The organism is Enterobacter sp. TMH.L2 (assembly GCF_050847315.1).
GTDB lineage: Bacteria > Pseudomonadota > Gammaproteobacteria > Enterobacterales > Enterobacteriaceae > Cedecea.
The window spans coordinates 562,647-581,644 of record NZ_CP193791.1 but is presented as its reverse complement, the minus strand read 5'-3'; the positions used below and the strand labels follow the sequence as shown (position 1 = coordinate 581,644).

21 protein-coding genes are annotated in these 18,998 nt (G+C 55.4%); 12 read left to right on the top strand and 9 right to left on the bottom strand.

Annotated features, from left to right (window positions below):
- Position 1: 1 nt before the first annotated feature.
- Positions 2–1,048 (bottom strand): erythrose-4-phosphate dehydrogenase, encoded by a 1,047-nt coding sequence (epd, locus tag ACREYP_RS02890; protein ID WP_008461572.1) that lies wholly within the window; start codon positions 1,046–1,048, stop codon positions 2–4.
- Between the two features lie 327 nt (positions 1,049–1,375).
- The gene (tkt, locus tag ACREYP_RS02885) at positions 1,376–3,367 is read right to left on the bottom strand and encodes a transketolase (protein ID WP_008461570.1); all 1,992 of its coding nucleotides are present in this window, start codon (positions 3,365–3,367) and stop codon (positions 1,376–1,378) included.
- A 268-nt stretch (positions 3,368–3,635) separates the two neighbouring features.
- Between tkt and loiP the strand changes: the two genes are divergently transcribed.
- Positions 3,636–4,394, top strand: coding sequence for a metalloprotease LoiP (loiP, locus tag ACREYP_RS02880; RefSeq protein WP_008461569.1), 759 nt, complete (start codon positions 3,636–3,638; stop codon positions 4,392–4,394).
- Between the two features lie 36 nt (positions 4,395–4,430).
- On the opposite strand, the gene speB is transcribed toward loiP, so the two are convergent.
- The 4 genes from speB to yqgG form a co-directional block, all read right to left on the bottom strand.
- Positions 4,431–5,351 (bottom strand): agmatinase, encoded by a 921-nt coding sequence (gene speB / locus ACREYP_RS02875; protein WP_336819442.1) that lies wholly within the window; start codon positions 5,349–5,351, stop codon positions 4,431–4,433.
- Between the two features lie 200 nt (positions 5,352–5,551).
- Positions 5,552–7,528, bottom strand: a complete 1,977-nt coding sequence (gene speA / locus ACREYP_RS02870) for a biosynthetic arginine decarboxylase (protein ID WP_008461567.1) — start codon at positions 7,526–7,528, stop codon at positions 5,552–5,554.
- Positions 7,521–7,616 carry a hypothetical protein gene (locus tag ACREYP_RS02865; protein ID WP_498881387.1) on the bottom strand — a complete coding sequence of 32 codons (96 nt, stop codon included), beginning with the start codon at positions 7,614–7,616 and terminating at the stop codon, positions 7,521–7,523. The genes speA and ACREYP_RS02865 overlap by 8 nt, the downstream gene beginning before the upstream one ends.
- Positions 7,617–7,768: 152 nt before the next feature.
- A complete protein-coding gene (gene yqgG / locus ACREYP_RS02860; protein ID WP_442892298.1) occupies positions 7,769–7,906 on the bottom strand; it encodes a small protein YqgG in 138 nt (45 codons plus the stop codon).
- Between the two features lie 445 nt (positions 7,907–8,351).
- Here yqgG and metK point away from each other — a divergent pair, with 445 nt between their 5' ends.
- The 8 genes from metK (at position 8,352) to ruvX (ending at position 15,648) form a co-directional block, all read left to right on the top strand.
- Positions 8,352–9,506 carry a methionine adenosyltransferase gene (gene metK / locus ACREYP_RS02855; protein ID WP_008461565.1) on the top strand — a complete coding sequence of 385 codons (1,155 nt, stop codon included), beginning with the start codon at positions 8,352–8,354 and terminating at the stop codon, positions 9,504–9,506.
- Positions 9,507–9,900: 394 nt separating this feature from the next.
- Positions 9,901–11,295, top strand: coding sequence for a sugar porter family MFS transporter (locus ACREYP_RS02850; protein ID WP_008461563.1), 1,395 nt, complete (start codon positions 9,901–9,903; stop codon positions 11,293–11,295).
- 70 nt (positions 11,296–11,365) lie between these two features.
- Entirely contained in the window at positions 11,366–11,881 is a 516-nt protein-coding gene (locus tag ACREYP_RS02845; RefSeq protein ID WP_008461561.1) for a SprT family zinc-dependent metalloprotease, read from the top strand.
- Positions 11,882–11,973: 92 nt separating this feature from the next.
- Positions 11,974–12,681 (top strand): deoxyribonuclease I, encoded by a 708-nt coding sequence (endA, locus tag ACREYP_RS02840; protein WP_008461559.1) that lies wholly within the window; start codon positions 11,974–11,976, stop codon positions 12,679–12,681.
- Positions 12,682–12,826: 145 nt separating this feature from the next.
- Complete coding sequence (gene rsmE / locus ACREYP_RS02835; protein ID WP_336819443.1) at positions 12,827–13,558, top strand: 16S rRNA (uracil(1498)-N(3))-methyltransferase; 732 nt, start codon at positions 12,827–12,829, stop codon at positions 13,556–13,558.
- Positions 13,559–13,570: 12 nt separating this feature from the next.
- The gene (gene gshB / locus ACREYP_RS02830) at positions 13,571–14,518 is read left to right on the top strand and encodes a glutathione synthase (protein ID WP_008461555.1); all 948 of its coding nucleotides are present in this window, start codon (positions 13,571–13,573) and stop codon (positions 14,516–14,518) included.
- Positions 14,519–14,665: 147 nt separating this feature from the next.
- A complete protein-coding gene (locus ACREYP_RS02825; protein WP_008461552.1) occupies positions 14,666–15,229 on the top strand; it encodes a YqgE/AlgH family protein in 564 nt (187 codons plus the stop codon).
- Positions 15,229–15,648 (top strand): Holliday junction resolvase RuvX, encoded by a 420-nt coding sequence (ruvX, locus tag ACREYP_RS02820; protein ID WP_008461550.1) that lies wholly within the window; start codon positions 15,229–15,231, stop codon positions 15,646–15,648. The genes ACREYP_RS02825 and ruvX overlap by 1 nt, the downstream gene beginning before the upstream one ends.
- 5 nt (positions 15,649–15,653) lie before the next feature.
- Here the strand turns inward: ruvX and ACREYP_RS02815 are convergent, their stop codons facing one another.
- The 3 genes from ACREYP_RS02815 to ACREYP_RS02805 all read right to left on the bottom strand — a co-directional run bounded on the left by ACREYP_RS02815 (position 15,654) and on the right by ACREYP_RS02805 (position 17,402).
- Positions 15,654–16,109 (bottom strand): type II toxin-antitoxin system HicB family antitoxin, encoded by a 456-nt coding sequence (locus ACREYP_RS02815; protein ID WP_166995305.1) that lies wholly within the window; start codon positions 16,107–16,109, stop codon positions 15,654–15,656.
- Between the two features lie 23 nt (positions 16,110–16,132).
- Positions 16,133–16,315, bottom strand: coding sequence for a type II toxin-antitoxin system HicA family toxin (locus tag ACREYP_RS02810; protein ID WP_166995303.1), 183 nt, complete (start codon positions 16,313–16,315; stop codon positions 16,133–16,135).
- Positions 16,316–16,376: 61 nt separating this feature from the next.
- Entirely contained in the window at positions 16,377–17,402 is a 1,026-nt protein-coding gene (locus tag ACREYP_RS02805) for a type IV pilus twitching motility protein PilT (RefSeq protein ID WP_336819445.1), read from the bottom strand.
- Between the two features lie 16 nt (positions 17,403–17,418).
- Between ACREYP_RS02805 and ACREYP_RS02800 the strand changes: the two genes are divergently transcribed.
- Genes ACREYP_RS02800 through yggU form a run of 3 tightly spaced genes read left to right on the top strand, consistent with a single transcriptional unit; the run spans position 17,419 to position 18,998 of the window.
- Positions 17,419–18,123: a YggS family pyridoxal phosphate-dependent enzyme gene (locus ACREYP_RS02800; RefSeq protein ID WP_008461545.1), complete on the top strand. Its 705-nt coding sequence runs from the start codon at positions 17,419–17,421 to the stop codon at positions 18,121–18,123.
- A gap of 24 nt (positions 18,124–18,147) precedes the next feature.
- A complete protein-coding gene (locus ACREYP_RS02795) occupies positions 18,148–18,702 on the top strand; it encodes a YggT family protein (protein ID WP_008461544.1) in 555 nt (184 codons plus the stop codon).
- On the top strand, positions 18,699–18,998 hold the full coding sequence (gene yggU / locus ACREYP_RS02790; protein WP_008461542.1) for a DUF167 family protein YggU: 300 nt from the start codon (positions 18,699–18,701) through the stop codon (positions 18,996–18,998). The genes ACREYP_RS02795 and yggU overlap by 4 nt, the downstream gene beginning before the upstream one ends.

The window sequence follows — 18,998 nt, the reverse complement described above, 5'->3', positions numbered from 1 at the left end:
CTTAAAGTTTTGCAGACGCAACGTGCGCCTTACCTGAAATCCATTGAGCCATAACCAACGTGGTGTCGAGCATCCTGTTGGCGAAGCCCCATTCGTTATCACACCAGACTAGAGTTTTAATCAGATGTTGCCCACTGACCCGCGTTTGCGTGCCGTCGACGATTGCACTGTGCGGATCGTGGTTAAAATCAGTAGAGACCAACGGTAATTCCGTATAGTCAACTATACCATGAAATGCTTCCTGTGCCGCTTTTTGCAGCAAGTGGTTGACTTCACATGCATTTACTGAATTTCTGACCGTCACGCTCAAATCAATGGCCGTCACGTTTATCGTGGGAACGCGTACCGCGATCGCCTCAAAACGGTCATTAAATTGTGGAAAAATACGCGTGATACCGGCCGCAAGACGCGTATCCACCGGAATGATCGACTGACTCGCCGCACGAGTGCGTCGCAAATCAGGGTGGTAAGCGTCAATCACCTGCTGATCGTGCATGGCCGAGTGGATGGTAGTGACCGTCCCGGACTCAATGCCAAACGCTTCATCCAGCAGTTTAATGATTGGAATAATACAGTTTGTGGTGCAGGAGGCATTGGAGACGATACGGTGGCTGTCTTCGACCTGCTCATGGTTCACGCCGTAGACGACGGTTGTATCGAGGTCGTTACCGCCAGGGTGTGAGAACAGGACTTTCTTCGCCCCTGCCGCAAGGTGGGCTTCACCGTCAGCGCGGGAGCCGAACACGCCGGTGCAGTCCAGCACGATATCAACGCCCAGCTCACGCCACGGGAGCGCTTCAATGGTCGGTTCATGCAGCAGGCGAATGCTGTCATCGCCCACAAACAGGACTTCACGCTCCTGGCGAACATCCCAGGCAAAGCGACCGTGGCTGGTATCGTACTTCAACAGATGCGCGATACCCGCAGCGTCTGCCAGTTCGTTGATTGCTACCACGGTAATTTCCGCACGGCGACCAGATTCGTACAAAGCACGTACCACGTTGCGCCCAATGCGACCGAAGCCATTAATAGCGATGCGTACGGTCATATCTCTCCTGCCAGAATCCCTGGGATTTAGTGGCTGACAGAGTAATCCAGCAACCGCCTGAGGGGAATCCTCGCACTCATGAAACTGCACTTGTTTGCTTAATTGTCGAACATTTATTCGACTGAAACGCTTCAGCTATGTTAAGCGAAAGCGGGAATAAAAGGAACGATACCCCAACATGCTCCGCTCAACTTCTGACGTACATCACAGTTTTGGTGGAATAACTGCAACTGAGCGCCCCGATGGTGGAATAAAGAACAGGGTATAAGTGGAATAATCGGCATAAAAAAGGGCCGCCGAAGCGACCCTGATAGTTAGCGAGACGGATTACAGAATCGCTTTAGCCTGTTTCACCACGTTTTCCACGGTGAAGCCAAACTCTTCGAACAGCAGTTCCGCTGGAGCAGACTCACCGAAGGTGGTCATGCCCACGATAGCGCCGTTCAGGCCAACGTATTTGTACCAGTAGTCAGCGATGCCGGCTTCGATAGCCACACGAGCAGAAACGGCTTTCGGCAGCACGGATTCACGGTAAGCCGCATCCTGCTTGTCGAACGCGTCGGTAGACGGCATGGACACCACGCGCGCTTTCACGCCTTCGGCAGTCAGCTTGTCCCATGCGGCCACCGCCAGCTCAACTTCAGAGCCGGTAGCGATGAAGATAAGCTCTGGCTGACCTGCGCAATCTTTCAGCACGTAGCCGCCGCGAGCGATGTCTTTCAGCTGCTGCTCGGTACGATCCTGCTGAGCCAGGTTCTGGCGGGAAAGGATCAGCGCGGTCGGGCCGTCGTGACGCTCAACGCCGTACTTCCACGCGACTGCGGACTCAACCTGGTCACATGGGCGCCAGGTGCTCATGTTCGGGGTCACACGCAGGGAAGCAACCTGCTCAACCGGCTGGTGAGTCGGGCCATCTTCGCCCAGGCCGATGGAGTCGTGGGTATACACCATCACCTGACGCTGTTTCATCAGCGCAGCCATACGCACCGCGTTACGGGCGTATTCTACGAACATCAGGAAGGTAGAGGTGTACGGCAGGAAACCGCCGTGCAGGGAGATACCGTTGGCGATAGCGGTCATACCGAATTCGCGCACGCCGTAGTGGATGTAGTTCCCGGCGGTATCTTCGTTAATTGCTTTAGAACCAGACCAGATAGTCAGGTTAGAAGGCGCCAGGTCAGCGGAGCCACCCAGGAATTCCGGCAGCAGCGGGCCGAACGCTTCGATAGCATTCTGGGACGCTTTACGGCTGGCGATCTTGGATGGGTTAGCCTGCAGCTTAGCGATGAACTCGTTCGCTTTTGCGTCGAAGTCAGAAGGCATTTCGCCTTTCACGCGGCGAGTGAACTCTGCGGCTTCCTGCGGGAAGGCTTTCGCGTAGGCAGCGAACTTCTCGTTCCATGCGGCTTCTTTAGCCTGACCCGCTTCTTTCGCATCCCACTGCGCGTAGATGTCAGAAGGGATTTCGAACGGTGCGTGGTTCCAGCCAAGCGCTTCGCGGGTCAGTGCGATTTCTGCATCACCCAGCGGGGCGCCATGAGAGTCATGGGTACCGGCTTTGTTCGGGGAACCGAAACCGATGATGGTTTTGCACATCAGCAGGGATGGTTTGTCGGTCACCGCACGCGCTTCTTCTACTGCACGTTTGATAGCCGCGGCATCGTGGCCGTCTACACCACGCACGACATGCCAGCCGTAGGCTTCGAAGCGTTTTGCGGTATCGTCGGTGAACCAGCCTTCAACGTGACCGTCGATGGAGATGCCGTTGTCGTCATAGAACGCAACCAGTTTACCCAGCTTCAGGGTACCAGCCAGGGAGCAAACCTCGTGAGAGATGCCTTCCATCATGCAGCCGTCACCCATAAATGCATAGGTGAAGTGGTCCACGATGTCGTGGCCAGGACGGTTGAACTGTGCCGCCAGCGTTTTCTCTGCGATAGCCATACCGACCGCGTTCGCAATACCCTGACCCAGTGGGCCAGTCGTGGTTTCAACACCGGCGGTGTAGCCCACTTCCGGGTGGCCCGGAGTCTGGGAGTGCAGCTGACGGAAGTTTTTCAGCTGTTCAATCGGCAGATCATAACCGCTGAGGTGCAGCAGGCTGTAAATCAGCATAGAACCGTGGCCGTTGGACAGCACGAAGCGGTCGCGGTCTGCCCAGGAAGGGTTCTGTGGGTTATGGTTCAGGAAATCACGCCACAGGACTTCGGCAATGTCGGCCATGCCCATAGGGGCACCCGGGTGACCGGATTTGGCTTTTTGTACTGCGTCCATGCTGAGCGCACGAATAGCATTGGCAAGCTCTTTACGAGAGGACATTTTGACTCCAGATCGGATGGTTGAAGGTCGCGCCTTGACTACGATGCGTTATGGGCTACGCCCGAAAATGTGACAACAATGTACACCAGGGGAATGGTCATGTACATGCGGCGTGCCGTTGACAGGGTAAGAAATCTCTGGATAACGCTCGCAAGTTGCGCAACCTGATGCGCAGGCCATTTATTCTTCTTTATACTGGTTCTGGAGCCGCCTCGCCTGCGGTAAATCCGATTCTGTTTTTACCTATTATAAAGAAAGGAAAATGGCCATGAAGATGCGCCCAATATTGTTGAGCCTGAGCGTCGCAGCCCTGCTGAGCGGCTGCCAGGGAATGGATTCCAACGGGCTATTGACCTCTGGAGCCGAAGCTTTCCAGGCCTACACTTTAAGCGATGCGCAGGTGAAAACCCTGAGCGATGATGCCTGTAAGCAGCAGGACAGCAAAGCTACGATAGCCCCGGCAGACAGTCCATACACCCAGCGGCTGAACAAAATTGCCTCCGCGCTGGGGGATAACATCAACGGTCTGCCGGTTAACTATAAAGTTTATGTGACCAAAGACGTCAACGCCTTCGCCATGGCGAACGGCTGCATCCGCGTCTACAGCGGCCTGATGGACATGATGGACGACAACGAAGTTGAAGCGGTGATTGGCCACGAAATGGGGCACGTCGCGCTGGGCCACGTGAAAAAAGGGATGCAGGTCGCGCTCGGGGCTAACGCAGCCCGCGTTGCTGCCGCATCCGCAGGCGGCGTGATTGGCAACCTGTCGCAGTCTCAGCTTGGGGATTTAGGCGAAAAACTGGTGAACGCTCAGTTCTCCCAGCGTCAGGAATCTGAAGCGGACGACTACTCTTACGATCTGTTGCGCAAACGCGGCATCAACCCGACCGGTCTTGCCACCAGCTTCGAGAAACTGGCTAAGCTCGACGAGGGCCGTCAAAGCTCCATGCTGGACGACCACCCGGCGTCTGCCGCTCGTGCCCAGCATATCCGCGACCGCATGGCAGCGGATGGGATTAAATAAAGCAATACCGCCCCCAACGGGGCGGTATTTAAAGGCTTATTCGCCTTTCTTGGCCGCCTGGATATACAGCATTTCCAGCGCCAACGTTGCCGCAGCCAGCGCGGTGATTTCAGACTGGTCGTAGGCTGGAGCCACTTCCACCACGTCCATCCCCACGATATTCAGATCTTTCAGGCCCCGAACCAGCTTGATAGCACGATCGGACGTCAGGCCACCAATCACCGGCGTACCGGTTCCCGGCGCAAACGCGGGATCCAGGCAGTCGATGTCAAAGGTCAGGTAAACCGGCTTGTCGCCGACGATCTGCTTAACCTGGGCAATAATGTCGTCTACGCCGCGATCGTTTACCTGGCAGGCATCCAGCACGGTGAAGCCGTTATCTTTGTCGAACTCGGTACGAATACCGATCTGCACGGAGTGGTTCGGATCGATCAGGCCTTCGTTTGGCGCGGTGTAGAACATCGTGCCGTGGTCGAACTCGCAGCCATTCGCGTAGGTGTCGGTGTGCGCATCAAAATGCACCAACGCCATTTTACCAAAGTGCTTCGCGTGAGCACGCAGCAGCGGCAGAGTCACGAAGTGGTCACCGCCGAAGGAAAGCATACGCTTGCCGGAAGCCAGCAGACGCTCAGCGTGCGCCTGGAGATTTTCGCTCATCTCACGGGCATCGCCGAAGGCGTAAACCAGATCGCCGCAGTCCACAACGTTCAGACGCTCGCGCATGTCGAAGTTCCACGGGAAGCGGTTTCCTTCCCATGCCAGGTTGGTGGATACCTGACGAATCGCTGCCGGGCCATGGCGGCCGCCTGCGCGACCGGAAGTTGCCGCATCAAACGGAACGCCGGTGATCACCCAGTCTGCATCGCTATCGTACGGCTGGAAATTCAGCGGGAAACGTAAAAAACCAAAGGCATTAGATACCAGGGAGTTATCGTATTTGTGGCCTAAGGTGCTCATTGTCTGACCTCTCGGTTGGGGTTAAAAAACGCCTAAAAAAAATCCCCTCCGCGTCGTTAAACCCGACGAGGAAGGGATTGGATTGGGTGACTACTATTTATTGCGCGGATTATCGCCGCTAATTCATACAGGTTCAAGAGAGTATAGGCTATTGCTCGCTCTTTGCCCCTCTCCCTGAAGAGGAGAGGGGAAGCGATAGCTTACTCGTCTTCCAGATACGTATAACCGTACAGACCCGCTTCGAACTCTTCGAGGAACTGCTGCTGCAGCGCATCGTCAAGACCGGTGTTCTTGACCTGGTCGCGGAACTGAGTCAGCAGCTTGTTCGGATCGAGCTGCACGTACTGCAGCATGTCCGCCACGGTATCACCTTCGTCAGACAGTTCAACTTCCACGGAGCCATCAGGGAAGACGAAGACGTCCACAGCCTCGGTGTCACCGAACAGGTTGTGCATGTTGCCCAGGATTTCCTGGTACGCACCCACCATGAAGAAGCCCAGCATCGGTGGGTTCTCCGGATCGTATTCCGGCATCGGCATCGTCGTGGCTATGCCGTCGCCATCAATATAGTGGTCAATTGCCCCATCGGAGTCGCAGGTAATGTCCAGCAGCACCGCACGGCGCTCAGGCGCGTGATTCAACCCTTCCAGCGGCAGTACCGGGAAAAGCTGATCGATCCCCCACGCATCCGGCATCGACTGGAACAGCGAGAAGTTGACGTACATTTTGTCCGCCATGCGCTCCTGCAGTTCGTCGATAATTGGACGGTGCGCGCGGTTGCTTGGATCAAGCTGCTTCTGCACGTCGTGGCACATGTTCAGGTAAAGCTGTTCTGCCCAGGCACGCTCCTGCAGGCTATATGCTCCGGAGGAGTAGCCGACGTGGATATCGTGCAGGTCCATCTGGCTGTCGTGCAACCATTCACGCAGCGAGCGGCGAGTCCCAGGCTGATGCATCTCCTCCCAGGTTTCCCACATGCTTTGCAGTGCGCGAGGGGCGTCAACCGCAGGTGGAGTTGCTTCGGTATATTCGTTACGCTCCACGCCGATAATATTGGAAACCAGCACTGTGTGGTGCGCGGTCACGGCGCGGCCAGACTCGGTGATCACCGTCGGGTGCGGCAGGCCATTTTCTTCGCAGGCATCGCCAATCGCCCAAATAATATTGTTCGCGTATTCATTCAGGCCGTAGTTAACGGAGCAGTCGGACTGGGAGCGTGTCCCTTCGTAGTCCACGCCCAGGCCACCGCCAACGTCGAAGCACTGGATGTTCACGCCCAGCTTATGCAGCTCAACGTAGAAGCGCGCGGACTCACGAACGCCGGTGGCGATATCGCGAATGTTCGCCATCTGCGAACCCAGGTGGAAGTGCAGCAGCTGAATGCTGTCCAGGCGGCCGCGTTCACGCAGGATTTCCACCAGCTGCAGAACCTGGTTTGCCGCGAGGCCAAATTTGGACTTCTCACCGCCGGAAGACTGCCATTTACCGGATCCCTGAGAGGCCAGACGTGCGCGAACGCCCAGGCGAGGGATCACATTCAGTCGCTCGGCTTCTTCCAGCACGATGCCGATCTCGGACATCTTCTCGATAACCAGGTAGACCTTATGGCCCATCTTCTCGCCGATCAGCGCCAGGCGGATGTATTCGCGGTCTTTATAGCCGTTACAGACGATAACCGACCGGGTCATGCCCGCATGCGCCAGCACGGCCATCAGCTCGGCTTTAGAACCCGCCTCCAGGCCCAGCGGTTCGCCGGAATGAATCAGCGACTCAATCACACGGCGGTGCTGGTTAACTTTGATCGGGTAAACCAGAAAATAGTCGCCGTTGTAGCCGTAGGATTCACGCGCACGCTTAAAGGCGGCGTTAATCGAACGCAGGCGGTGCTGCAGGATCTGCGGGAAACAGAACAGCGCAGGCAAGCGCTGGCCCTGAGCTTCACGCGCTTTCACCAGTTCGGCGAGATCCACGCGAGCTTCAGGAACGTCCGGGTCCGGGCAAACACTGATGTGGCCCAGTTCGTTAACGTCATAATAGTTATTGCCCCACCAGGCAATATTGTATGTACGCAGCATCTTGCTGGCTTCCTCGGAGCTCATGGCAACCTCCTGAATGGAACGATGTACATCCTGCTCGCCCACTGACGAACCCGAAACAGAAGTGATTTTGTCAGTCATGGCGAACCTCAAATTTTGTCGATTGTGCAAAACAGTTGACTACTATCGCAGGGGTATCCTGCAATAACAACCCATTAACAGCGCGCATTGACAGCACAAGACGCTGACAGCCAGGCTGTGCGACCGGTTTCATTTTCATATCATTGTAAAACACGTATCCGAACCCTGTATGACAGGACGGCGAAACCACGAGAAAACTCTTGTAATACAAGAGCGCCCTTGTTCAGTTACCACGGCGGATTACAGACCGGCCCGGGGATCCTGAGAAGCGCCGAGATGGGTAAAACATCGGCAAGTTTGAAAACATGAGATGCAGGCTGCGAGGAGCATACGCGCGCCAGAACGGCGTGCTGGGTTATATGAATGACGGCGGTTCATTACTTGTATCACCTCCACGCATACGTTGAATATGTATGCGACAAGCCAAAGCTGCGAACACTGTACCTGACAGGCTCTAAATAATTGCTCAACCCGGCTGGAAGTGGGCAACACGAATCGTGTGCTTTTGATTAAGCCGCGCGCGCCGCTTTATACCCATATAAGGGGTAAAAAGCAAAACAAAATGTGTAAATTGCCAGCAGTGTCAGCTCCACTTTCCACTCAAGATTTATCACATGTTGCCGTTACCCTAAAAAATTCTGGCTATCTGCCGATTGTCTAATCTAAAATGGCCGTCCAGATGTTAATCCATCTATACTGATTAACTGTTAGACTGCCTGTTTTTCAATCTGTGGCAATAAGTTCCCGGGTTGGTCTATCTCGCCACCGCTGTGGCGTAGAGCAGCAGCCTGAACTAAATAAATCCTCTTAGGGTGAAGAAAATATGGCTAAACACCTCTTTACGTCCGAGTCTGTATCTGAAGGGCATCCTGATAAAATCGCTGACCAAATCTCCGACGCCGTCCTTGACGCGATCCTCGAGCAGGATCCGAAAGCACGCGTAGCCTGTGAGACCTACGTCAAAACCGGTATGGTTCTGGTTGGCGGCGAAATCACCACCAGCGCGTGGGTTGATATCGAAGAAATCACCCGCAAAACCGTGCGTGAAATCGGCTATGTGCATTCAGATATGGGCTTTGACGCCAACTCCTGCGCTGTTCTGAGCGCGATTGGTAAACAATCCCCGGACATCAATCAGGGCGTTGACCGTACCGATCCGCTGGAACAGGGTGCGGGCGATCAGGGCCTGATGTTTGGCTATGCGACCAACGAAACCGACGTGCTGATGCCAGCGCCAATCACCTACGCCCACCGTCTGGTGCAACGTCAGGCTGAAGTGCGCAAAAACGGCACCCTGCCGTGGCTGCGCCCGGACGCGAAAAGCCAGATCACCTTCCAGTACGACGACGGTAAAATCGTCGGTATTGATGCGGTTGTGTTGTCCACTCAGCACTCTGAAGACATCGCGCTGAAAGACCTGCAGGAAGCGGTGATGGAAGAGATCATCAAACCAGTTCTGCCGGGCGAGTGGCTGAACGCCTCCACCAAATACCACATCAACCCAACTGGCCGTTTTGTTATCGGTGGCCCAATGGGTGACTGCGGTCTGACCGGGCGTAAAATCATCGTTGATACCTACGGCGGTATGGCTCGTCACGGTGGCGGCGCATTCTCAGGTAAAGATCCGTCTAAAGTTGACCGTTCTGCTGCCTATGCTGCGCGTTATGTCGCGAAAAACATCGTCGCCGCTGGCCTGGCTGACCGCTGCGAAATTCAGGTTTCTTACGCTATCGGCGTGGCAGAACCTACTTCCATCATGGTGGAAACCTTCGGTACCGAGAAAATCTCTACCGAGCAGCTGACCCTGCTGGTACGCGAGTTCTTCGACCTGCGTCCATACGGCCTGATTCAGATGCTGGATCTGCTGCATCCGATCTACAAAGAAACCGCCGCATACGGTCACTTTGGTCGCGAACATTTCCCATGGGAAAAAACCGACAAAGCCGCACTGCTGCGTGAAGCCGCTGGCCTGAAATAACCCGCCACCGCTTTGTACTTTAAAGGCCAGCTTATGCTGGCCTTTTGCTTTTTGGTTCTGTACCTACAGATTTCTCTTCTCCTGGCTCCCTGCTATCACCGGCAACAATTTGAAACCGATTACACATAACAGGAATAGCCTTTATTGCCACTTTTATTCATATGTGCGTTCAGGCACATCATTTGTTACATAACAGCTCATCAAACACCGATTTTTAACCGCAGGGCGGATTTTATTAGCCGTAAATTCCCTGTCTTATCAACATTAAGTTTCCTCTCAATTTAGACCTCTAGTGTAAACGATTACATCACTGTGATTATCATCACACACTTCCGCCGTTTACTGCCCTACCCTTAAAAACGTCAAATCCGAAAAAATCCACGTGGAGGGCGATATGCCTGACAATAAAAAAACCGGGCGCTCCAACAAAAGCATGACCTTTTTTGTCTGCTTCCTCGCCGCGCTCGCCGGCCTGCTGTTCGGCCTGGACATTGGGGTGATTGCCGGTGCGCTGCCGTTTATCGCTAAAGACTTCGCCATCACCTCCCACACCCAGGAATGGGTGGTGAGTTCGATGATGTTCGGGGCAGCCGTCGGGGCCATCGGCAGCGGCTGGCTCTCTTTCAAACTGGGGAGAAAATACAGCCTGATGATAGGTGCCGTGCTGTTTGTGCTCGGTTCCCTGTTCTCGGCCTTTGCGCCCAACGTTGAAGTGTTGATCGTGTCTCGTGTCCTGCTGGGCCTGGCCGTTGGCGTCGCTTCCTACACCGCCCCGCTTTACCTGTCAGAAATTGCGCCGGAGAAGATCCGTGGCAGCATGATCTCCATGTACCAACTGATGATCACCATCGGTATTCTGGGCGCTTATCTCTCCGATACAGCTTTCAGCTACACCGAATCCTGGCGCTGGATGCTGGGCGTGATCACCCTTCCCGCTCTGCTACTGCTGGTTGGCGTGTTCTTCCTGCCGGACAGTCCGCGCTGGTTTGCCGCCAAGCGCCGCTTCCACGATGCTGAACGCGTGCTGCTGCGCCTGCGCGATACCAGCGCAGAGGCGAAACGTGAGCTGGAAGAAATCCGCGAAAGCCTGAAGGTGAAGCAAAGCGGGTGGTCGCTGTTTAAGGACAACTCGAACTTCCGCCGGGCGGTCTTTCTTGGCGTATTGCTGCAGGTCATGCAGCAGTTCACCGGCATGAACGTCATCATGTACTACGCACCAAAAATCTTCGAAATTGCCGGGTTCGCGAATACCACGCAGCAAATGTGGGGCACCGTGATCGTGGGCCTGATTAACGTGCTGGCTACCTTTATTGCTATCGGTCTGGTTGACCGCTGGGGACGTAAACCTACGCTGGTGCTCGGCTTCCTGGTCATGGCCGTCGGCATGGGCGTGCTGGGCACCATGCTACACGTCGGCATCCATTCCCAGGGCGCGCAGTACTTTGCGGTTGCCATGCTGCTGATGTTTATCGTTGGCTTCGCCATGAGCGCTGGCCCGCTGATTTGGGTGCTGTGTTCGGAAATCCAGCCGCTCAAAGGGCGCGATTTCGGCATCACCTGCTCCACCGCCACCAACTGGATTGCCAATATGATTGTCGGCGCCACCTTCCTGACTATGCTGAACACGCTGGGCAACGCTAACACCTTCTGGGTTTATGCGGCGCTGAACCTGTTCTTTATCGTCCTGACGCTGTGGCTTATTCCTGAGACGAAACATGTCTCTCTGGAACACATCGAACGTAACCTGATGAAAGGCCGTAAATTACGCGAAATCGGCGCACACAACTGAGTCCTGAAAGCCCCTTCCGGTAACGGGAGGGGCTTGCACCGCGCTTCCTGCCCCATTATTCTCTGCCGGTATGAAAGCCCTCAGACTCCCTATCGCTCTCCAGCAAGCCGTTATGCGCTGTCTGCGTGAAAAACTTCAGCAGGCCAACGCGCATTTAGGCACCCATTATCCTGAGCCCAAAGTGGTCTATCAGCAGCGCGGCACCGCCGCCGGCACTGCCTGGCTGGAAAGCAACGAAATTCGCCTGAATCCGGTGCTGCTGATGGAAAATCAGCAGGCTTTTGTCGCAGAAGTTGTCCCCCATGAGCTGGCTCACCTGCTGGTATGGAAGCACTTTGGCCGCGTCGCCCCCCACGGCAAGGAATGGAAATGGATGATGGAAACCGTGCTCGGCGTCCCGGCCCGCCGCACGCATAAATTTGAAGTCGATTCGGTACGCAAAAATACCTTCCCCTACCGCTGCCCTTGCCAGCAGCATCAGCTCACCGTGCGCCGCCACAATCGGGTGCTGCGCGGCGAAGCCGAATATCGCTGCACTCATTGCGGCCAGTTATTAAAACTAGACGTTACAACCCCATGTAATTAATCGTTTATTTCTGGAATTTTTACACTGCCTCTGATTGAAACTGGATATCCGATCAGGTAGGGTGCGGGCACGTTTTAGTAAGGATTCTGGAAATGTCTCGCAAAATTTCTTGGGCTGTTGCATTCGTTGCAGCCTTCAGTTCACTTCCCGCCTTCAGCAACGGCATCAATAGCTTCGCACAAGCAAAAACCGCAGGCGTCAAGGTCAACGCCGATGCTCCGGGCGACTTCTACTGCGGCTGTAAAATTAGTTGGCAGGGTAAAAAGGGTATCCCGGACCTTGAGTCCTGTGGCTATAAAGTGCGGAAGAACGAAAACCGGGCCACCCGCATTGAATGGGAGCACGTCATGCCTGCCTGGCAGTTCGGCCACCTGCTGCAGTGCTGGCAAGACGGTGGACGTAAAAACTGCGCCAAAGATCCTGTATACCGCAAAATAGAAAGCGATATGCACAACCTGCAGCCTGCCGTGGGCGAGGTTAACGCCGACAGAAATAACTTCATGTACAGCCAATGGAACGGCGGCGAAAGCCAATACGGCCAGTGCGCAATGAAAATTGATTTTAAGGACAAAGTGGCCGAGCCGCCGGAACGCGCTCGAGGCGCAATTGCGCGCACTTATTTCTACATGCGCGACCAATACCAGCTGTCGCTTTCTCGCCAGCAGACTCAATTATTCCAGGCCTGGGATAAACGCTATCCGGTCAACACCTGGGAGTGCGAGCGGGATGAGCGCATTGCGAAAGTCCAGGGCAATCATAATCCATATGTGCTGCGGGCTTGCCAGGCGCGAAACAGCTAACCTACACTAGCGGCAATTCTTTATTTGCTGTGACGAATATCGCCCTCGACCTACAGAACAAGGGGGCGAAAATCCCCTCTCCCTTTTTGGGATAGAGTCAGGATAAGAGCCCATTCCTGCAGCGCAACTAACCGGAACTCACTTCATGCGTATACCCCGCATTCACCATCCTGAAAATCTTTCCGTTGGCCAGGACGTTGCCCTGAGCGAAGATGCGGCTAACCACGTTGGACGCGTGCTGCGCATGAGCGCGGGCCAGGCTATTCAGCTGTTCGACGGCAGCAATCAGGTGTTCGACGCGGAAATCGTGCAGGCGGATAAAAAAAGCGTGCGCGTTAAAATCCTGGCGGGCAACGAGGACGACCGTGAGTCACCGCTCTGGCTGCATCTCGGCCAGGTCATGTCCCGCGGCGAAAAGATGGAATTCACCATTCAAAAAGCCGTGGAGCTGGGTGTGAACGAGATTACACCATTGTTTTCCGAGCGCTGCGGGGTAAAACTGGATGCGGAAAGGCTGAACAAGAAACGCCAGCAGTGGCAAAAGATTGCGATTGCCGCCTGTGAGCAATGCGGCCGCAACCGGGTGCCAGACATTCGCCCGGCGATGGACCTGGCCGCCTGGTGCGCCGAGCAGGATGACGCCCTGAAGCTCAATCTGCATCCGCGAGCCAGCGCCAGCATCAACACGCTGCCGCAGCCGGTCGAGCGCGTCCGCCTGCTGATTGGCCCGGAAGGCGGCCTGTCTGCAGATGAGATTGCCATGACCGCAGAGCACCAATTTACTGATATTCTGTTGGGACCGCGCGTTCTGCGTACTGAGACCACCGCGCTCACCGCCATCACCGCACTGCAGGTGCGCTTTGGCGACCTGGGCTAAAGGAGAACAACAATGATCAAGCTCGGCATCGTGATGGACCCCATCGCACACATCAACATTAAAAAAGACTCCAGCTTCGCCATGCTGCTGGAAGCGCAGCGTCGTGGTTACGAACTGCACTACATGGAAATGGCCGACCTGTATCTGAACAACGGCGAAGCGCGTGCCCGCACGCGCCTGCTCAGCGTCGAGCAGAACTACGATAAGTGGTATGAGTTTGGCACCGAGCAAGATATCGCCCTGGCCGATCTGAACGTGGTACTGATGCGCAAAGACCCGCCGTTCGACACTGAATTTATCTACGCGACCTATATTCTTGAGCGCGCAGAAGAGAAAGGCACGCTGATCGTTAACAAACCGCAGAGCCTGCGCGACTGTAACGAAAAGCTGTTCACCGCCTGGTTTGCCGACTTAACGCCGGAAACGCTGGTCACCCGTAACAAAGCTCAGCTGAAAGCCTTCTGGCAGCAGCACGGCGACATCATTATGAAACCGCTGGACGGTATGGGTGGCGCCTCTATTTTCCGCGTGAAACAGGATGACCCAAACATCGGCGTTATCGCCGAAACGCTGACCGAACTGGGTACCCGCTACTGCATGGCGCAGAACTACCTGCCTGCCATTAAAGACGGTGATAAACGCGTGCTGGTGGTCGACGGCGAGCCGGTACCTTACTGCCTGGCTCGTATTCCGCAGGGTGGTGAGACCCGCGGTAACCTGGCCGCCGGTGGCCGTGGTGAACCACGTCCGTTGACCGACAGCGACTGGGAAATTGCCCGCCGCGTTGGGCCTACGCTGAAAGCCAAAGGGCTGATTTTTGTTGGTCTGGATATTATCGGCGATCGCCTGACCGAGATTAACGTCACCAGCCCAACCTGCATCCGCGAAATCGAAGCTGAATTCCCTGTGTCGATCACCGGGATGCTGTTCGACGCCATCGAAAAACGCCTCGCTCACTAAGCGCATCTGGCGGGTAGCTGTTACCCGCCTTCCCCCTTCGAAGGCACGATTCACGGCGGGTAGCCCGCCCTCCTTCATTAGTGGTAAGCTGGCCACACTTCGCGCAGCCACTGCCGCTTTTATCAACCGGGATCAGAACCTCTGACAATGAATTTACAGCATCACTTTCTTATTGCCATGCCGGCTCTCCAGGACCCTTTATTTAAGCGCTCCGTAGTTTATATCTGTGAATACAACGATGAAGGCGCGATGGGCATTATCATCAATAAACCGCTGGAAAACCTGCAGGTGGATGGCGTTCTCGAAAAGCTAAAAATAGAACCAGACCCGCGCGACGCTACGATTCGACTGGATAAACCCGTATTTATCGGCGGCCCGCTGGCGGAAGATCGCGGGTTTATTCTGCACTCACCGCCGGACAACTTCGGCTCAAGCATTCGCATCTCCGACGACACGGTGATTACAACTTCCCGTGATGTGCTGGAAACGTTAGGCACGGCCAAACAGCCGAAAGAGGTGATTGTTGCCCTCGGCTACGCTTCCTGGGAAAAGGGGCAGCTTGAGCAGGAGATCATGGAAAACTCATGGCTGACGGCTCCTGCTTCGCCTGAGATCTTGTTCCATACGCCCATTTCAGAGCGCTGGCGCGAGGCCGCCCGTCTGATTGGTATCGATATCCACACCATGCCAAGCGAAGCGGGGCACGCCTGATGAGCAGTGGAACTTTAATGGCTTTTGACTTCGGCACCAAAAGTATCGGCGTCGCCATCGGCCAGCGCATTACCGGCACTGCGCGCCCGTTAACCGCGCTCAAGGCGCAGGACGGCACTCCGGACTGGAATGCGGTAGAAAAAATCCTGAAAGAGTGGCAGCCGGAAGAAGTCGTTGTCGGCCTGCCGCTGAATATGGATGGCACCGAACAACCCCTGACGGCGAGAGCCCGCAAGTTTGCGAACCGCCTGCACGGCCGCTTTGGAGTGAAAGTCTCCCTGCAGGACGAGCGGCTGAGCACCGTCGAAGCCCGCGCCGGGTTATTCGAACACGGTGGTTTCCGCGCCCTCAACAAAGGCAGCATCGACTCCGCTTCTGCGGTGATTATTCTTGAAAGCTGGTTCGAGTACCACCCGTGAAGGACTTAACTGCCGGGCGCGTCGTTCCCTGCGTTCAGCAGTTCATGCCTTGCGGCAATCGCCAAAAAATGGCTGCGGTCCCGGTAGCCTGAAGAGGGCTGTTTTACCCGGGAATCAATACGCCGCAGCAGCGCGTCTGGCAGCATGATGTTTAGCCGCTGCTGCTTTCCTTCCAGCGCGGATAAATCCACATCAACCAGCAGCCATTGCTGGCAGTAGCCGTACTCCGGGTCTGCGGCATAAGCAAAAGGCCCCGCATCACACAGTTGAGTAATGTCTTTGCCGCTCTCCACCATTAAATCCACAATCGACAGCACCGCATCCTGCACCATCGGGGCGATATCCGCCTGACTGTCTGCGGCCGATACGCAGCCAAATTCATCATTGCATAGCGCGGGCACGACCAGGCCAAACGCTTCGTTTTCAGTTGCGGGTAATTCCACACCAACGGAAAAAAACATCATCAACCTCCGGCAGCGACAGGCTAAATGCCTGCCATTTTACGAATGGATTTGACGGTACCGACGGGCAAATCCTTTTTGGGATGCGGAACGGGGAACGTTTTTCCGGTTGTAGGTGACCACCAGATCCAGTGGCTACCCCCGGAACGCCTGACGGGTTCGCACCCCGTGGCCCTCAATTCCTTTATCAGCTCAGCAGAGGTCATCATGCTCTCCCTGAATGATGGATAATATACACACAAATACACATCACGGCAATAAAAGCGTTCAAAACGTCGCCTCCCATGGCCCGCTGGCTGCCCGATCGTTTCCAGCAATCCTACCTTCACGCAGCAGCAGCGCCTCGCTCTGGGCAAAGCTTTGCATGCCATGCTGCTGGCCGGTTTGCAGCACGCCAGGCAGTTGATGCGTCTTCCCCTCACGAATCAAATTTGCCACAGCCGGGGTATTGACCAAGAGTTCGTACAGCGCCACCCGGCCACCGTCAGTCGCCGGTACAAGCTTTTGTGCCAGCACCGCTTTCAGGCTTCCGGCAAGCTGAGTTTGAATCAGGCTTTTCTCCTGAGCAGGGAACACGTCCACCAGCCTTTCTACCGCCTGAGCAGCACCGCGTGTGTGCAATGTCGCCAGAACCAAATGCCCTGTTTCTGCCGCGGTCAGCGCCAGGCCAACCGTCTCGCTATCCCTGAGCTCGCCCAGCAGGATGACGTCCGGATCTTCCCTTAAAGCGGCTTTTAGCGCTGCTGCATAGCTTTCACAGTGCAGACCGGGCTCGCGCTGCTGAATCAGGCAGCGGCCAGAGGCGTGAATAAATTCGATGGGGTCTTCAAGCGTTAGCACATGGCCGTCAAGATGCTGATTGAGATGCTGAATCATCGCGGCAAGGGTTGTAGACTTCCCGCTCCCGGTAGCACCTGTCACCAGTATCAGCCCTTCACTTTCCCGTAAAAGCGCCTTCAGTTGGGAGGGTGCGCCAAGCGTATGCAGATCCGGGCAAGAAGATGCGAGTAATCTAAGCGCCAGCGAATAACCTTCCTGATGGAGAAAAGCATTGCCACGTAGCCTGATGCCGTTCGCGAGCGTGAGGGAAAAATCGAGCTGGCCGGCGCGACTAAGCTGCAACTTTTGCTCCTCATTTAACCATCCGTTGAGAACCTCTTCGACTTCCGGCACCTTCTCCGGGCACGCTTCCAGCCTGCCACACTTTCGCCAGCGTGCCGCCTGGCGCGCGCACAGGTGTAGATCGGAGACATTATGCTTTACACTAAGGGCCACAATTTCTTCGATATCCATATCACTTCCAACGATCATGAATGAGATAGCGCACAATCTGGCACAGGTACATGGGAAAATCTCAGCCGCTGCGGCACGTTGCGGCAGAAGCCCCGAAGAAGTGACTCTGCTTGCAGTCAGCAAAACCAAGCCTGCGAGCGCCCTCGCAGAAGCGATTGCTGCCGGGCAACGCGCCTTTGGCGAAAACTATGTGCAGGAAGGCGTGGATAAGATTCACCACTTTGCTGAACAAGGTGTAACAGGGCTGGAGTGGCACTTTATCGGGCCGCTGCAGTCGAATAAAAGCCGCCTTGTGGCGGAGAATTTTGACTGGTGCCATACCGTCGATCGGCTGAAAATTGCCAGCAGACTGAGCGAACAACGCCCGTCGACGTTGCCGCCGCTAAACGTACTGATTCAAATTAATATCAGCGACGAAAACAGTAAGTCCGGCATCGCGCTGAGTGAGCTGGAGCAGTTAGCTGCCGAAGTGGCGGCCTTACCGGGACTGACGCTGCGAGGCCTGATGGCCATCCCTGCGCCAGAACCGGATTACGAGCGCCAACTTACCGTTTGCCGCAAAATGGCAGAGGCCTGTAATGCACTCAAAGCCCGCTTTACCACGATCGATACATTATCTCTCGGCATGACCGATGACATGGAAGCCGCGATTGCCGCAGGCAGCACCATGGTGCGCATTGGAACCGCTATTTTCGGCGCGCGGGATTATCCCGCTCGTTAATCACCATCATTTTTGAGGAAAACCATGCTTACGTTGACTTTCCTGGTCAAAACCCTGATTGAGCTTTACGTAATGGTGCTGCTTATCCGTATCTGGATGCAGTGGGCGCGCTGTGATTTCTACAACCCGTTTGCCCAGTTCATCGTTAAAGTTACCCAGCCCGTTGTCGGACCGCTTCGTCGCGTACTGCCATCCCTGGGCCCTATTGACACCTCATCCCTGCTGGTGGCATTTATACTCACCACGCTGAAATTCCCTATTCTGCTGCTGATCCAGTCCGGCGGGCTGTCGCTCGATCCATTAAACTTACTCATCGGCGTGCTGTCGCTGCTGAAATCAGCCGGTACCCTGGTGTTCTGGGTGATCATCGTTCGTTCCCTGATGAGCTGGATAAGCCAGGGCCGCAGCCCTATTGAATACGTGCTGATGCAAATGACCGAGCCAATGATGGCGCCGATTCGCCGCATCTTGCCTGCGATGGGCGGCATTGATTTCTCCGCCATGGTGGTCATTCTTATTCTTTATGCGCTGAACTACCTCGGTATGGACCTGTTCCCTGGCCTTTGGTACGCGATTTGAGTGCTGTGACACAGCAGCCTGACGGGCTGGTTCTGCGGCTGTATATTCAGCCCAAGGCTAGCCGCGATAGCCTGGTCGGTATGCATGGCGACGAGTTAAAAGTCGCCATCACCGCACCACCGGTAGACGGGCAGGCCAACGCTCACCTGGTAAAATATCTGGCCAAACAATTCAGGGTAGCGAAAGGCCAGGTCGTGATAGAGAAAGGCGAACTTGGTCGCCATAAACAAGTTAAAATTATCGGCCCGCAGCAGATCCCGACGGAAGTCGCGGCATTGATTGCCCCCCTCGAATAA

Bases quoted from the DNA above. Each gene is read 5' to 3' on its own strand.
- ACREYP_RS02850 (WP_008461563.1), top strand. From the start codon at position 9,901: ATGCCTGACAATAAAAAAACCGGGCGCTCCAACAAAAGCATGACCTTT.
- tkt (WP_008461570.1), bottom strand. From the start codon at position 3,367: ATGTCCTCTCGTAAAGAGCTTGCCAATGCTATTCGTGCGCTCAGCATG.
- ACREYP_RS02815 (WP_166995305.1), bottom strand. From the start codon at position 16,109: ATGTTTTTTTCCGTTGGTGTGGAATTACCCGCAACTGAAAACGAAGCG.
- ACREYP_RS02825 (WP_008461552.1), top strand. From the start codon at position 14,666: ATGAATTTACAGCATCACTTTCTTATTGCCATGCCGGCTCTCCAGGAC.
- speB (WP_336819442.1), bottom strand. From the start codon at position 5,351: ATGAGCACCTTAGGCCACAAATACGATAACTCCCTGGTATCTAATGCC.
- ACREYP_RS02845 (WP_008461561.1), top strand. From the start codon at position 11,366: ATGAAAGCCCTCAGACTCCCTATCGCTCTCCAGCAAGCCGTTATGCGC.
- speA (WP_008461567.1), bottom strand. From the start codon at position 7,528: ATGACTGACAAAATCACTTCTGTTTCGGGTTCGTCAGTGGGCGAGCAG.
- ruvX (WP_008461550.1), top strand. From the start codon at position 15,229: ATGAGCAGTGGAACTTTAATGGCTTTTGACTTCGGCACCAAAAGTATC.
- loiP (WP_008461569.1), top strand. From the start codon at position 3,636: ATGAAGATGCGCCCAATATTGTTGAGCCTGAGCGTCGCAGCCCTGCTG.
- metK (WP_008461565.1), top strand. From the start codon at position 8,352: ATGGCTAAACACCTCTTTACGTCCGAGTCTGTATCTGAAGGGCATCCT.
- ACREYP_RS02800 (WP_008461545.1), top strand. From the start codon at position 17,419: ATGAATGAGATAGCGCACAATCTGGCACAGGTACATGGGAAAATCTCA.
- rsmE (WP_336819443.1), top strand. From the start codon at position 12,827: ATGCGTATACCCCGCATTCACCATCCTGAAAATCTTTCCGTTGGCCAG.
- ACREYP_RS02810 (WP_166995303.1), bottom strand. From the start codon at position 16,315: ATGACCTCTGCTGAGCTGATAAAGGAATTGAGGGCCACGGGGTGCGAA.
- ACREYP_RS02795 (WP_008461544.1), top strand. From the start codon at position 18,148: ATGCTTACGTTGACTTTCCTGGTCAAAACCCTGATTGAGCTTTACGTA.
- yqgG (WP_442892298.1), bottom strand. From the start codon at position 7,906: ATGAACCGCCGTCATTCATATAACCCAGCACGCCGTTCTGGCGCGCGT.
- epd (WP_008461572.1), bottom strand. From the start codon at position 1,048: ATGACCGTACGCATCGCTATTAATGGCTTCGGTCGCATTGGGCGCAAC.
- gshB (WP_008461555.1), top strand. From the start codon at position 13,571: ATGATCAAGCTCGGCATCGTGATGGACCCCATCGCACACATCAACATT.
- endA (WP_008461559.1), top strand. From the start codon at position 11,974: ATGTCTCGCAAAATTTCTTGGGCTGTTGCATTCGTTGCAGCCTTCAGT.
- ACREYP_RS02805 (WP_336819445.1), bottom strand. From the start codon at position 17,402: ATGGATATCGAAGAAATTGTGGCCCTTAGTGTAAAGCATAATGTCTCC.
- ACREYP_RS02865 (WP_498881387.1), bottom strand. From the start codon at position 7,616: ATGCGCGCTGTTAATGGGTTGTTATTGCAGGATACCCCTGCGATAGTA.